Here is a 12,405-nt window from a genome sequence, read left to right as displayed (position 1 = left end):
ATCAGTGGCCGGTGACGCGTTCCCGCTCCTCGGCCACCTTCAGCACCTTGTCGATGCTCTCCAGGCTGAGCCGCTCCCGGGCGGCCGAGGCCGCGATGATCAGCTCTCCGCACAGCTCGATCTCGGCGAGGGCCACGTGGTCCTGAACCGCCGTACCGCCGACCGGAGCCACGCGCATCACCTCATCCCTGCCGTCACCGGCTTCCTAGAGTAGGGAGCGGCCCACGCCCCGCGCATGGCACGGACGGGCTAGTTCTCGGCGTCCGGTGTGCTTGCGCACGCGGGCGGTCAGTGCTCGGCGATCCGGCCGGCGTAGATGTCCCCGGCCTTCGGCAGCCGGACGCGCGCGGGGGTGCCGAAGTCGTACAGCAGCGTCGTCGACGCGACCGCGACGGCGGTCTCCCGCTGCCCGTTGACGAAGCTGAACCGGTGCCTGACCTTGCGGATCCGCCCCTGCTCGTCGAGGTAGGCGTCGAACGGGACCACGGCGGTGGCGAACCCCTTCGCCGCCGCCGCGAGGGGCCCGCCGTTGCCGGCCGGGGCCTTCTTCGCCGCCGCCGCGAGGTCGGCGGTCCCCCGGTAGTGGCGCACCTCGGTCCCGGCGACCTCGGCCCGTCCCAGGTACGTCGCCTGCCGCGTCCCGCGCAGCACCTCGGCGGCGGCGAGCGGGTCCGTGGCGCCGCCGGTCACCAGGTTGCCGTCGGAGAGCGTCGCCGTGTCCACCCGGACCCACTTGTCGGCGGGCACCCCGGCGCCGCGGTTCTTCATGAAGAGGGCGCCCGGCGCGAGGAGTTCGGTGATCGGCCGGTTCCCGCTGGTTCCGGCCGGGTCCTGGGGGAGCAGCACCGTCAGCCGGCCGAGCCGCTCCCGGTAGTCGTACACGCCCTCGCCTCGGATGGTCACCCGGGTGCCGCCGATGGCCATCTCCATCGACGTGCGGGTCCGGGAGCTGCCCGCGTGCACCAGGCGGTCGGCGGCCCGGCGCAGCGCCCCGACCGGGTCGTCCGCGCGGGAGGCGCCGATGGCGGCACCGCTGCCGACGCAGCCGCCGGCGCCGAGACAGACGCAGGCCACGACGCCCGCCACGACCGCCGTCCCGCCGGACCTCCTGTGCTGCCGCCCGGTCATCGTCTGCCTGCCCCCAGCCGCCGTGTTCGTCCCGGACCCCGTGTCGTTCCGGTTAACGACGGGTAGGTGAGGCCGTCACGCGGCTCGTGCACACGGCGTTCACCCGCCCCCGCTAACGTTGCCGCCGTGGCGCAGCAGGACGACACGGAATCCTCCGGGAACTCCCCGGAACACCGCACGACGACGGTGGAGAGGGGCCATTTCGCCATGGCCCGCTGCACCTGCGGCTGGCGCGGCCCCGCCCGCAGGGCGAGAAGCTCGGCGCGAGCGGACGCGGAGGCCCACGGCGCGGCCGGTCCCGCCGGTCCGTGAACCGCGCCCCGCGCGGCCGTACGCCTCGAACGCCGCCTGCCAGAACCGCCCGGGCCGGGCGGACCGGCGGAGGACCTGTCGCGAAAGGAGGCGGGCCGGGCCGTACGGCCCGGACCGCCTCCTCGACCGCCCGCGGAAACCGCGGGTGCCCGCCTCAGGCGGCCAGATCACGCTCCTCGGCCCCGGCCGCCTCCCTGCGCGCTCCCGGGATCAGGGCGTCCCGTCCCGCGTACGCTCTTCCCCGCGCCCGGATCAGCCACCCCGCCCTCGGCGACCGCTCGACGGCCTTCGCCACCGGCGTCAGCAGGGCCATGGCCGGCGGCGACAGCAGCAGCGCCACCGCCGTGCCGAGCGCGAAGCCGCCCACGACGTCCGTCGGGTAGTGCACGCCCATGTAGACCCGGCAGAACCCTTCCAGCAGGGCCAGCGCGATCCCGGCGACGCCGAAGCCGCGGTGGACCACGAAGAGGGCGACCCCCATCGCCATGGTGATCGTCGCGTGGTCGCTCACGAAGGAGTAGTCGGTCTTTCCGGCCACGAGGACGTCCAGGCCCTGGTGGTCGAGGAACGGCCGCCGCCGCTCGACGAATCCGCGGATCGGCACGTTGACCAGGACCGCGACGCCCGCCGCGAGCGGTGCCCAGACCAGCCCGGCCACCGACGAGGCGGTCTCCTCGCCGGGCCGTCGGCGCACCGACCACCAGCACCCCAGCACCAGCAGCACCAGGGCGAGCAGCAGTCCGTACTCGCCGACGAACTCCATGACCCGGTCGAACCAGTGCGGTGCGTCCTTGGCCAGGCCGTTGATGTCGTAGAGCAGCTCGACGTCGGGGTTCGACCCGGATGCGGCGAGTCCAGCCATGGTGCTGCTGCCCCTTCGTCCTCTTCCGTCGGCGCGCCCGGTGCGCGCCGCTCCTGCCACCCCCGTGGTGTAGATCCGCTTCCGTGTCCAGACGTCCGCTCGGCTACGTCAACAGGAACGCACGGCTTTCGTCGATACGTTCCACACTCCACGGAATGATCACGTAGACGTTATCGAAGAGAGATACATCGCCGCAGCTCAGGGGAGGGGTTCACGCTCGGTTCACACCCTGGTGGGGAGTGCTTTCGCGCCATCTTCGGTGACCCGGGTGGCCCCGAAGTAGTCCGGGGTGTCGATCGGGTCGAACCGGATGACCGCGCCCGTGCGGGGCGCGTCGATCATGTACCCGCCGCCGACGTAGATGCCCACGTGCCGGATGGCGCGCGAGTTGGTGAGATCGTCCGAGAAGAACACCAGATCGCCCGGGAGCAGCTCGTCCCGGTCGGGGTGCGGCCCGGCGTTGTACTGGTCGTTGGCGACGCGCGGCAGCTCGATCCCGACACTGGCGTACGCGGCCTGGGTCAGCCCCGAGCAGTCGAAGCGCCCGCCCTGCGCGGCGGTGCCGGTACCGCCCCAGAGGTAGGGCGTGCCGAGCTTCTTCTGGGCGTAGTTGATGGCCCCGGCGGCCTGCTCGGAGGGGTCGACCCGGCCGACGGGCGCGGCGAAGCTCTCCGCCAGGGTGGTGATCCTCCGGACGTAGTTCCGCGTCTCCTCGTACGGCGGCACGCCCCCGTACTTGATCACCGCATAGGCCCCCGCGTTGTAGGAGGCCAGCATGTTTTCGGTCGGGTTCCCGGCCACGTCCTTGACATAGGAGGCGAGCGTGCAGTCGTACTTCGCCGCCGAGGGGATCGCGTCCTTCGGGTCCCACACGTCCCGGTCGCCGTCGCCGTCGCCGTCGATGCCGTGCGCGGCCCAGGTGCCGGGGATGAACTGCGCTATCCCCTGCGCCGCCGCCGGGCTCTGCGCCCGCGGGTTGAAGCCGCTCTCCTGGTACAGCTGGGCGGCCAGCAGGGCCGGGTTGATGGCGGAGCAGAGGTTGCCCCACTTCTGCACGAGATCCTGGTACGCGGCCGGCACCGCCCCCTTGGCCAGCGTCTTGACGCCGCCGCCGACGCCGCCCGCGAGGTTTCCGGCGACGAGGTAGACGCCGACGACGAGCAGCATCACGAAGGCGAGCCCGGAGCCCACGACAGCGGTCCCCACGATCCATGCCTTACGCATCGTCAACCGCTCCTCATCGTCCGGGAGTCCGTCGCCGTCGTCAGTGTAGGGGCGGCTCGCGCGCCACGGAATGATCACGTGCGCGGCGGGAACGCCCTCCGGCCACCTCCCGGCACGGCCGCGCGGCCCGGACCGGCCCGGCACGGCCCCGTCACGGGCGCGGGCCCGCACGGTTCCGCCGCGTTCACCGCCCACCGTCGGCGGACTGCCCGCCCCGCGGCAGGGCCCGGACGGCGTCGGGGACCCGGCCACGCCCTCCCGCGGCCCTCTCCCGCGGCCCGCCGCCGCGCCTGTGAGCCCGCGTCACCCGATTCCGCGTCACCGGCGGGCGCCGGCGGCGCCGGGTAGCCTTCACCCCGGCACACGGACGCGGCCGTTCACCCGATCAACCGTCAGAAAGCGACCACAGACCGTAAAAGGGCACAACGACGGAACCACCCGGCAGGTTTCGCCGCCACCTCATTGCCCGGCGTGACCTGCCGTGATACACAGAGTGACCATAGGGCCTTTCTTGTTCCCCGTTCCACGCCTCCCCGAGCGGCCGGCGCGGACAGGTGGCAAGGTATTCGTACGAAACCCGCCCACCAATGACGCCAAGTCGACATACGACAGCGGCATTGTCGGCGAGAATGAGCCTGACCTCTGCACGACCGCAGAGGACGCGGAACTACCCAACCAGGGGCGGTGACTTACATGCTCTTTGCGGCCGACAAGGGAGACATCAACACCATCATCGGCGGGATCGCTCCGGACTGGGGCCCCTTCGGCAGCCTGGGCAACGAGGCCAAGGTGATGATCGAGGTGGTGATGGCGGTCGCCATCCTGCTCTGCCTCGCCATCGCCATCTGGGGCGCCGCGAAGCAGCGCATCGGGGCCACCGCGCTCCGCGACACCTTCAGCGCCGAGCAGGGCAAGGGCCTGATCATCGCGGGTCTGACGGGCGTCTTCATCATCGGCTCGCTCGGCACGCTCTTCACCATCGTGTACGGGATGGCCGTGTAACCGGGCCACCGGCGTGCCCGGCGCGCGGCGCACGGTCGGCATCGTCAGTCCGCCAGTCCCGTCCGGGCACGCCCGGCTCCCCCTCCGTCCCACCCGCCCGTCGTGCCCACCGGCTGAGGTTGCGTTTCCCTGATGTCGAGTCACCACACCGCGCCCGCGCGGGAACCAGCACGGCTACCGTCGTACTGCTACGGCATTCGGTACGCGGTGTTTCCGCACGACGTCGAGGGGGCGCACGCGGCATGAGTCTCGGGGACGAGCACGAGGCCTCCGGCGGCTACGGCGGCACGGGGCAGACACGGACGCGGCTGCCCGACACCGGCGCCGACCTGTACGGCGGCGCGCGGCGCGCCGGCCGGTCGTCGTCGCGCAGCCTGGTCACGGTGGTCGGCGTGGTGGTCCTGCTCATCGCCGCGATCGCCTTCGCGAACCGCGGCGGGGACGGTGCGCCCGCCGACGGCGGCACGCGGGAGAAGCCGGAGGCGGCGGCCACCGCGCCCTCCGGGAAGCAGCCGGTGCGGACGAAGGCGGACGGGATCCCGACGGGCTTCGCCCGCGACCGGCAGGGAGCCCAGAGCGCGGCGGCGAACTACGCCGTGGTGCTGTGGTCCGACCGGATGCTCAACGCCGGGGAACGCCACCGGATCCTCGAGACCACCGCCGACCCGAGCGCGCTGGACCGCCTCAGGTCCGGCTTCGACGCCAACTACTCGGCGGACTTCCTCGAGAACGTCGGCCTCGACGAGGACGGCAACGCCCCCCGGGGGCATACGCTCGTCAACCGCACGCTGCCCGTCGGCACCAAGGTCACCTCGTTCAGCACCGCCACGGCCACCGTCGAGGTGTGGTGCAACGGCCTGTTCGGCCTGGCCGGCGAGGACTCCACCACCCCGGTGACCAGCGGCTGGTTCACCGTCACCTTCAAGCTGAACTGGCGCGACGGCGACTGGAAGATCCTGGAGGCGAGCCAGCGGACCGGCCCGACCCCCATCACCGGAGACGACCCCGTCTCGGGCGCCGAGGAGATCGGCGAGGCTGTCAAGGAGTTCGGAGGGTTCACCTATGCGCGCTGACCGGCACCGCGTGCTCCAGCTCACCGGCCTCGTGGCCGTCGCTCAGGCGTCCGCCGTCCTGCTGGCCCAGGGCGCGCTCGCCGCGCCCACGCCGACCCCCACGCAGAGCTTCGACTGCTCCCTGCTCGCCCCCGCGGCCAGGAAGCACTGCGAGGAGCGCGGCGGCTCCGACAGCGGCGGTTCCTCCGACGGCCCGCTCGACCCCACCTCCGCCCTCGACCCCCTCTCCTCCCTCGCCAAGGGCTTCGCCAAGGCCGCCTCCTGGACCGTCGACCAGCTCAGCGCCGCCGTCGAGGACACCGCGAGCGTCGACTTCACCAACCTGACGTTCCTGAAGCACTACGCGGTGGTCTTCGCGGCCTCGACGATCCTGACGCTCCTCCTCTGGCTGCTGGCGGTGGCCAAGAGGGCCGTCCGGGGCGTTCCGTTCGCGACGGCCCTGTCGGAAGCCGTCGGGTTCCTCTGGCTCACGGTGCTGGCCTCGGCCTTCACACCGCTCGTCCTCTACACGGTCGTCTCGGCGACCGACGCCGTCAGCGACGTCCTCGCACAGGCCACCGGCAACCAGACGGACGCGTTCTTCGGCACGTTCTCCGAGGCCCTCAGCAGGGGAACCGACATCGGCGGCGGCCCGATCATGCTGATGCTGGTGTCGCTGGTCTCCATCGTCGCCGCGGGCGTCCTCTACCTGGAGCTGTACCTGAGGGCGGTACTGCTGTACGTCGGCGCCCTGCTCGGCGTCGTGGTCTACGCGGGCCTGGTGGACAAGGACCTGTGGGGGCACGTCCGCCGCTGGGTCGGCATCATGATCGCGGTCATCCTCGTCAAGCCGGTCATCGTCATCGTCCTCGGCCTCGCCGGCGCCCTGTCCGCCGAAGAGGGGCCGGACTCCCTGGCCGCCGTCGTCTCCGGCCTCGCCATCATCCTGCTCGCCATCTTCGCCTCGGCGATGATCTACCGCTTCGTCCCCGGCTTCGGCGACGAGATCGCCGGCTCCCGCAACAACCGCATCATGCGGAACGCCGAGAGCAAGGCCGCCGCCGTCATCAGCTCCCCGGCCACCCTGGTCGCCCAGGGCATCAAGACCCACAGCTCCCGGGCGGACAACACCGGCGGCCAGGCCGCCGCGGGCTCCGCCCCCCGCCCGACGAACCCCGCCTCCGGCGGAGTCGCCGCGCACAGCACGCGCGCCTCGAACGGCGGCGGACCCGTCCCCTCCGCCGCACCCGCCCCCCGTTCGAGCAGCCCGGTGAACACTCCGCACGCCAGCAACACCCGCAACAGCAGTACCAACCGCACGGGAGGTGAAGGGCGTTGACGACCGAGTCCCACGCGTCCCATCCGGTCACGCCCCGCCGTACGTATCTGATCGGCCGCGCCCGGCCGAACGCGATCATCGGCCGGAACCGCGAGACCGGCGAGATCGCGCTCATCGTCGTGGGCGCGTTCCTCGGCATGATGTGCGGGCTCCTCGTCCCCGTCCTGTCCCTGCGCATCGTGCTGCTGGCGGGCTTCCCGATGCTCGCGCTGGCGGCGGTCTACGTGCCGTACAAGCGGCGGACGTTCTACAAGTGGTTCGAGATCAACCGCAGCTACAAGCGGACCCTGAAGCAGGGGGCCGTCTACCGCTCCACCGCGATGGAGGCGGGCACCCGGCTCGACGGGCGAGAGGTCGAGATCGGGCCGCCGCCCGGCATCGGCCGCATCACCTGGCTGTCCGCGCCGTTCGGCCCGGACGAGATCGCCGTGCTCCTGCACGCCGACCGCAAGACCGTCACCGCCGCCATCGAGATCGAGGGGCCCGGCGTCGGCCTGCGCGACTCCGAGGACCAGGAGGCCCTGGTCGACCGCTTCGGCACGCTGCTGAAGCACGTCGCCAACGGCGACGGCTTCGTGACGCGGCTGCAGATGCTGGCCCGCACCCTGCCCGCCGACCCCGACGCCCACGCCAAGGACGTCGCCGCCCGCGGCGACGACCGGTCCCCGGCATGGCTGCAGCAGTCCTACGACCAGCTGCTGTCGATGGTGTCGACCAGCAGCGAGCAGCACCGGGCCTACCTCGTCGCCTGCATGCACTACACGCGCGAGCTCGCCGCGGAGGCCCACGCGATGGCGCGGGCGGCCCGCGCGCACGGCGGCCGGGTGGACCGGGACGCCGGGCTCGCCGTCGTCATGGCCCGCGAGCTGACCGACATCTGCTCACGGCTGCAGGAGGCGGACATCCGGGTGCGCCAGCCGCTCGGACAGAGCCGGCTGGCCTCCCTCATCCACTCCATGTACGACCCGGACCACCCCATCGACCACATCCAGGCGATGAGCAAGCGCAACGCCTGGCCGGCCGAGCTGGACGCCACCGAGCCCACCTACCTGATGGCCAAGACCCGGGAGTCGTCCACCCGCGCCCCCTGGTGCCACGCCACCGCCTGGATCAAGGAGTGGCCGATGACCCCGGTGGGCGTCAACTTCCTCGCACCGCTCCTCGTCCACACCCCGGACGTCATCCGGACGGTCGCCGTGACGATGGACCTGGAGCCCACCGAGGTGGCCATCGAACGCATGCTGACCGAGAAGACCAACGACGAGGCCGAGGCCTCCCGCGCCGCCAAGATGAACCGGACCGTGGACCCCCGGGACATCGCCGCCCACAACCGCCTCGACCAGCGGGGCGAGGACCTCGCGAGCGGCGCGGCCGGCGTCAACCTCGTCGGCTACATCACCGTCTCCTCCCGCTCTCCCGAAGCCCTGGCCCGCGACAAGCGGACGATAAGAGCCTCGGCCGGCAAGTCGTACCTGAAACTGGAGTGGTGCGACCGCGAGCACCACCGCGCCTTCGTGAACACTCTTCCGTTCGCCACCGGCATCCGAAGGTAGGGGCTGAGTCCTGATGCGGGATCCGCTGTCCGTCCTCACCGAGGCCTTCACGTCCTTCCTGTTCGGGAAGGTCGAGACGACCCGGCTCCCGGTGCGCACCTCCACGGGCCAGGCCCAGGCGGTCTACCTGCCGACCGCCGCGCCCGGCCTCGGCGACTCCGGCGTCATCATCGGCCGCGAGGTCTACTCCGGGAAGGGCTACATCTACGACCCCTTCCAGCTGTACGGCCAGCAGCTGCCCGCCCCGCACTGGCTGGTCCTCGGCGAGTCCGGCAACGGCAAGTCGGCGCTGGAGAAGACGTACGTGCTGCGCCAGCTCCGCTTCCGCGACCGGCAGGTCGTGGTGCTGGACGCGCAGGGCGAGGACGGGGTCGGCGAGTGGAACCTGATCGCGCAGGAGCTGGGGATAACGCCGATCCGGCTGGACCCGATGGCCGCCCTGGACCACGGCATCCGGCTCAACCCGCTGGACCCGTCGATCACGACCACCGGCCAGCTGGCCCTGCTGCGGACCATCATCGAGGTCGCCATGGGGCACGGCCTCGACGAACGCTCCGGCTTCGCGCTCAAGGTCGCGCACGCCTACGTCAACGCGACCGTCGCCGACCGGCAGCCGGTGCTGTCCGACATCGTCGACCAGCTGCGGCATCCCGAACCGGAGTCGGCGCAGGCGATGAACGTCGACCTGGACGACGTACGGGCGTGGGGCCTGGACGTGGCGCTGGTGCTGGACCGGCTGGTCGACGGTGACCTGCGGGGCATGTTCGACGGACCGACGACGGTCGGCATCGACCTGGACGCCCCGCTGATCGTCTTCGACCTGTCCCACATCGACCGCAACTCCATCGCCATGCCGATCCTGATGGCGATCGTCGGCGTGTGGCTGGAGCACACCTGGATCCGCCCCGACCGCAAGAAGCGCATCTTCCTGGTCGAGGAGGCCTGGCACATCATCAACAGCCCGTTCGTGGCGCAGCTGTTCCAGCGGCTGCTGAAGTTCGGCCGGCGACTGGGCCTGTCGTTCGTGGCGGTCGTGCACCATCTGTCCGACGTGGTGGACGGGGCGGCGGCCAAGGAGGCGGCGGCCATCCTGAAGATGGCCTCGACCAGGACGATCTACGCCCAGAAGGCCGACGAGGCGCGGGCGACGGGCCGGGTGCTGGGGCTGCCGAGATGGGCGGTGGAGATCATCCCGACGCTGACGCCCGGTATCGCGGTGTGGGACGTCAACGGCAACGTCCAGGTCGTCAAGCACCTGGTGACGGAGACCGAGCGCCCGCTGGTGTTCACCGACCGCGCCATGACCGAGTCGGCCAGCGACCCGGTGGACGACGCCCTGCGCGCCGCCGAGCGGGAGGCGGAGGAGCGGGCGGCGGCCTTCGTGGAGCAGCACCTCGGCGACTCGGAATCGACGGTGGCGTAAGGGGGCGGACGGCGTGAGAGCGGACGAGCGGCGCAGCGGCGGCCAGGGCGGCATCCCCGACGGCCTGCTGATCGGCATCCTCGCCTTCCTCCTCGGCATGACCCTGCTGGTGTGGACGGCGACGGGTCTGGCCGGCTGGTTCGCCCACGGCTCCTGGCCCGCCGGCGTCACCTTCACCCGCACCCCTCTGGCGATGCGCCACCTGATGGGCGCGCCGCACGACGTCCCCGGCGCCTGGCCGGACACCCCGGCGGGCGAGCTGTCGGGGTACGGCCTGTTCTGGGGGCTGTTCATCGGCCAGCTGATGGTGCTGCTCGTGCTGACCGTGTTCGTGATGGGCACGGTGGCCCGCTGGCGGGCCGTACGGCAGAGCCGGCGGGCGGAGCGGCGGGCTGCGGCCACCGAGCGGACGCCCGCGCCACGCCACCGCGAGGCTCCCGAGCCACGCCACCACGAAGTGCCCGCGCCGCGCACGGAGCCGGAACCCGCGCAGTCACCGCACCTGCAGCCCCCGCGGCCGCCCCGGCCCGAGCCGCCCGCCCTCCTGTTCGCCGGGGAGCGCCCGGGCGGTGGGGAAAGGATCCTTCTGGGCACCCGGGAGAGCCGCCAGGCCACCGCGGCCCAGGCCGTACGCGAGGCGGAGGGCCCCGTCCTCGTCGTCACCTCCAACCCGGCCCTGTGGGCGGAGACGAAGGACGCCCGCGCCAAGCTCGGCCCGACCCTCCTGTACGACCCCACCCACCTGTGCGACACGCCCGCACGCCTCCACTGGTCCCCGACCCGCGGCTGCGAGGACAAGCAGACCGCCGCGGAGCGGGCGGCGGCCCTCCTCGCACCGGTCCGCCCCACCGCCCGCCTCGACCAGGCCGTCAGCGACACGGCCGCGACGCTGCTGCGCAGCTTCCTGCACGCCGCCGCCGTCGACGACCGCACGGTCCGCCACGTCCACCGCTGGTGCCAGGGCGCCCAGGTCCAGGACGCCGTGCGCATCCTCCGTACGCACCCCAAGGCGGCCGCCGGCGCGGCGGGCGAGCTGGAAGCCGCCCTCACCGGGCATCCGGAGCGCCGGGACATCGCCCAGGAGCTGACCGGCCGGGCGCTGTCCGCGTTGTCCACGGTCAACGTGCGCGAGGCGTGCACTCCGCATCGAGGTGATGCCCTCGCCCTGGATTCCTTCGCCGCCGAAGGGGGCACGCTTTATGCGCTCGGTGAATCCATCGAGGACCCCAGGACGAACCCGGGCGCGATGCCCCTCCTGACGGCCCTCGTCTCCAGCGTGGTCGAGCGCGGCCGGCGCATGGCCGAACGGTCATCCTCCGGTCGGCTCGACCCACCAATGACGCTCGTCCTGGACGACGTCGCCGCCGTCGCTCCGCTTCCCCAGCTCCCGGAGCTGCTGGCCACGGGAGCGGACCGGGGCCTGCCGACCCTGGCCCTGCTCCGGTCCCGCGAGCAGGGCCGCGCCCGCTGGCCGCACGACGAACTCCCCGTATGACCGGTCGTCCGGCCCCGGTCGCCGGGACGCCGCGGGAAGGCCCGCGGAAAGCGGCCGTACGTCCGGTCCCGGCGCCGGGCGCCCCGGACCTCACCCCCGCTCGATCACGAACTCCAGCTCACGCTCTCCGGGACGCTTCGCCAGCGGCACGATCACCCCACTCGGCTCGAACCCCACCTTGCGGTAGAACCGCAGTGCCCGGCCGTTCTCCTCGTGCACGATGAGCCGCACCCGCTCGGCCCCCGCCGCCCACGCCCATTCCAGGGCCGCGTCGAACAGCACCTCGGTCAGCCCGTTCCCCCGTTCCTCGGGCCGTACGAACACGCCGACCACGTGCCCCTGTTTCCGTTCGACGGGGAACCCGGCCCAGTCGGTCGTCCCCGGCTCCTCCAGCAGCACGGTCAGCGTCCCGACCCAGGTTCCGTCCGGGGCCTCGGCGATGATCTGCTGCGCGCCGGCCGCCCCTTCGGCGACCCTTGCCGTCCGCTCCTGCCAGAAGGAGTCCGGCTTGGCGACGGCCTCGTCGTACGTCTCGAGGAAGGCGAGGTGCGCGACCGGATCCCGCAGCGCGGCGAGTCTCAGTTCCTTCGCGGCGGGCCACTCCTCGGCACGGACGGACCGGATCACATAGTTCATGCGGGCCACCGTAGTACCCCAGTACGGCACCGCTCATCCCGATGGGCAGCCGGTGCGACGTCCGCCGCTCCGCCCACGGCCGGCGGACGCGCCCGCGCCGGCCGGCCGGAAGGGTCCGGAAATGCAGAAAGCCCCGCACCGGAAGGTGCGGGGCTTTCCCACAAATCGTTCGGCGGCGTCCTACTCTCCCACAGGGTCCCCCCTGCAGTACCATCGGCGCTGTAAGGCTTAGCTTCCGGGTTCGGAATGTAACCGGGCGTTTCCCCTACGCTATGACCACCGAAACACTATGAAACTGACAACCGGAAACGGCCGTTCGTGGTTTCAGAACCAACACAGTGGACGCGAGCCTCTATGGACAAGCCCTCGGCCTATTAGT

11 protein-coding genes and 1 rRNA gene are annotated in these 12,405 nt (G+C 72.1%); 6 read left to right on the top strand and 6 right to left on the bottom strand.

The window, feature by feature from the left end; all coding sequences use genetic code 11:
• Nucleotide 1: 1 nt before the first annotated feature.
• From ABD363_RS09120 to ABD363_RS09100, 4 genes are all read right to left on the bottom strand, one after another.
• Nucleotides 2-178, bottom strand: coding sequence for a hypothetical protein (locus tag ABD363_RS09120; RefSeq protein ID WP_344601501.1), 177 nt, complete (start codon nucleotides 176-178; stop codon nucleotides 2-4).
• A gap of 110 nt (nucleotides 179-288) precedes the next feature.
• The gene (locus ABD363_RS09115) at nucleotides 289-1,128 is read right to left on the bottom strand and encodes an SCO4651 family lipoprotein (RefSeq protein ID WP_344601499.1); all 840 of its coding nucleotides are present in this window, start codon (nucleotides 1,126-1,128) and stop codon (nucleotides 289-291) included.
• A gap of 466 nt (nucleotides 1,129-1,594) precedes the next feature.
• Nucleotides 1,595-2,302: a phosphatase PAP2 family protein gene (locus tag ABD363_RS09105; protein ID WP_344601495.1), complete on the bottom strand. Its 708-nt coding sequence runs from the start codon at nucleotides 2,300-2,302 to the stop codon at nucleotides 1,595-1,597.
• Between the two features lie 222 nt (nucleotides 2,303-2,524).
• Nucleotides 2,525-3,526 (bottom strand): C40 family peptidase, encoded by a 1,002-nt coding sequence (locus ABD363_RS09100; RefSeq protein ID WP_344601493.1) that lies wholly within the window; start codon nucleotides 3,524-3,526, stop codon nucleotides 2,525-2,527.
• A 693-nt stretch (nucleotides 3,527-4,219) separates the two neighbouring features.
• Here ABD363_RS09100 and ABD363_RS09095 point away from each other — a divergent pair.
• The 6 genes from ABD363_RS09095 (at nucleotide 4,220) to ABD363_RS09070 (ending at nucleotide 11,390) form a co-directional block, all read left to right on the top strand.
• On the top strand, nucleotides 4,220-4,528 hold the full coding sequence (locus ABD363_RS09095) for a hypothetical protein (protein ID WP_266399602.1): 309 nt from the start codon (nucleotides 4,220-4,222) through the stop codon (nucleotides 4,526-4,528).
• Nucleotides 4,529-4,770: 242 nt separating this feature from the next.
• Nucleotides 4,771-5,601 (top strand): DUF8175 domain-containg protein, encoded by an 831-nt coding sequence (locus ABD363_RS09090; RefSeq protein ID WP_344601489.1) that lies wholly within the window; start codon nucleotides 4,771-4,773, stop codon nucleotides 5,599-5,601.
• The gene (locus ABD363_RS09085) at nucleotides 5,591-6,919 is read left to right on the top strand and encodes a hypothetical protein (RefSeq protein ID WP_344601487.1); all 1,329 of its coding nucleotides are present in this window, start codon (nucleotides 5,591-5,593) and stop codon (nucleotides 6,917-6,919) included. The genes ABD363_RS09090 and ABD363_RS09085 overlap by 11 nt, the downstream gene beginning before the upstream one ends.
• A complete protein-coding gene (locus ABD363_RS09080; protein ID WP_344601486.1) occupies nucleotides 6,916-8,472 on the top strand; it encodes an SCO6880 family protein in 1,557 nt (518 codons plus the stop codon). The genes ABD363_RS09085 and ABD363_RS09080 overlap by 4 nt, the downstream gene beginning before the upstream one ends.
• 13 nt (nucleotides 8,473-8,485) lie before the next feature.
• Complete coding sequence (locus tag ABD363_RS09075; protein ID WP_344601484.1) at nucleotides 8,486-9,895, top strand: ATP-binding protein; 1,410 nt, start codon at nucleotides 8,486-8,488, stop codon at nucleotides 9,893-9,895.
• A gap of 13 nt (nucleotides 9,896-9,908) precedes the next feature.
• A complete protein-coding gene (locus tag ABD363_RS09070; RefSeq protein WP_344601482.1) occupies nucleotides 9,909-11,390 on the top strand; it encodes a type IV secretory system conjugative DNA transfer family protein in 1,482 nt (493 codons plus the stop codon).
• 90 nt (nucleotides 11,391-11,480) lie between these two features.
• Here ABD363_RS09070 and ABD363_RS09065 read toward each other — a convergent pair whose 3' ends face one another.
• Nucleotides 11,481-12,026, bottom strand: a complete 546-nt coding sequence (locus ABD363_RS09065) for a GNAT family N-acetyltransferase (RefSeq protein ID WP_344601480.1) — start codon at nucleotides 12,024-12,026, stop codon at nucleotides 11,481-11,483.
• Between the two features lie 167 nt (nucleotides 12,027-12,193).
• Nucleotides 12,194-12,310 (bottom strand): 5S ribosomal RNA (gene rrf / locus ABD363_RS09060).
• Nucleotides 12,311-12,405: the final 95 nt, after the last annotated feature.

Origin of the sequence: Streptomyces glaucus, assembly GCF_039533365.1 — a bacterium.
Taxonomy (GTDB): domain Bacteria; phylum Actinomycetota; class Actinomycetes; order Streptomycetales; family Streptomycetaceae; genus Streptomyces; species Streptomyces glaucus.
This window is presented reverse-complemented; position numbering and strand designations above follow the sequence as displayed.

Excerpts from the sequence above, each read along its gene's own strand:
- ABD363_RS09075 (WP_344601484.1), top strand. The coding sequence starts at position 8,486 with ATGCGGGATCCGCTGTCCGTCCTCACCGAGGCCTTCACGTCCTTCCTG.
- ABD363_RS09100 (WP_344601493.1), bottom strand. The coding sequence starts at position 3,526 with ATGCGTAAGGCATGGATCGTGGGGACCGCTGTCGTGGGCTCCGGGCTC.
- ABD363_RS09120 (WP_344601501.1), bottom strand. The coding sequence starts at position 178 with ATGCGCGTGGCTCCGGTCGGCGGTACGGCGGTTCAGGACCACGTGGCC.
- ABD363_RS09065 (WP_344601480.1), bottom strand. The coding sequence starts at position 12,026 with ATGAACTATGTGATCCGGTCCGTCCGTGCCGAGGAGTGGCCCGCCGCG.
- ABD363_RS09105 (WP_344601495.1), bottom strand. The coding sequence starts at position 2,302 with ATGGCTGGACTCGCCGCATCCGGGTCGAACCCCGACGTCGAGCTGCTC.
- ABD363_RS09095 (WP_266399602.1), top strand. The coding sequence starts at position 4,220 with ATGCTCTTTGCGGCCGACAAGGGAGACATCAACACCATCATCGGCGGG.
- ABD363_RS09115 (WP_344601499.1), bottom strand. The coding sequence starts at position 1,128 with ATGACCGGGCGGCAGCACAGGAGGTCCGGCGGGACGGCGGTCGTGGCG.
- ABD363_RS09090 (WP_344601489.1), top strand. The coding sequence starts at position 4,771 with ATGAGTCTCGGGGACGAGCACGAGGCCTCCGGCGGCTACGGCGGCACG.
- ABD363_RS09085 (WP_344601487.1), top strand. The coding sequence starts at position 5,591 with ATGCGCGCTGACCGGCACCGCGTGCTCCAGCTCACCGGCCTCGTGGCC.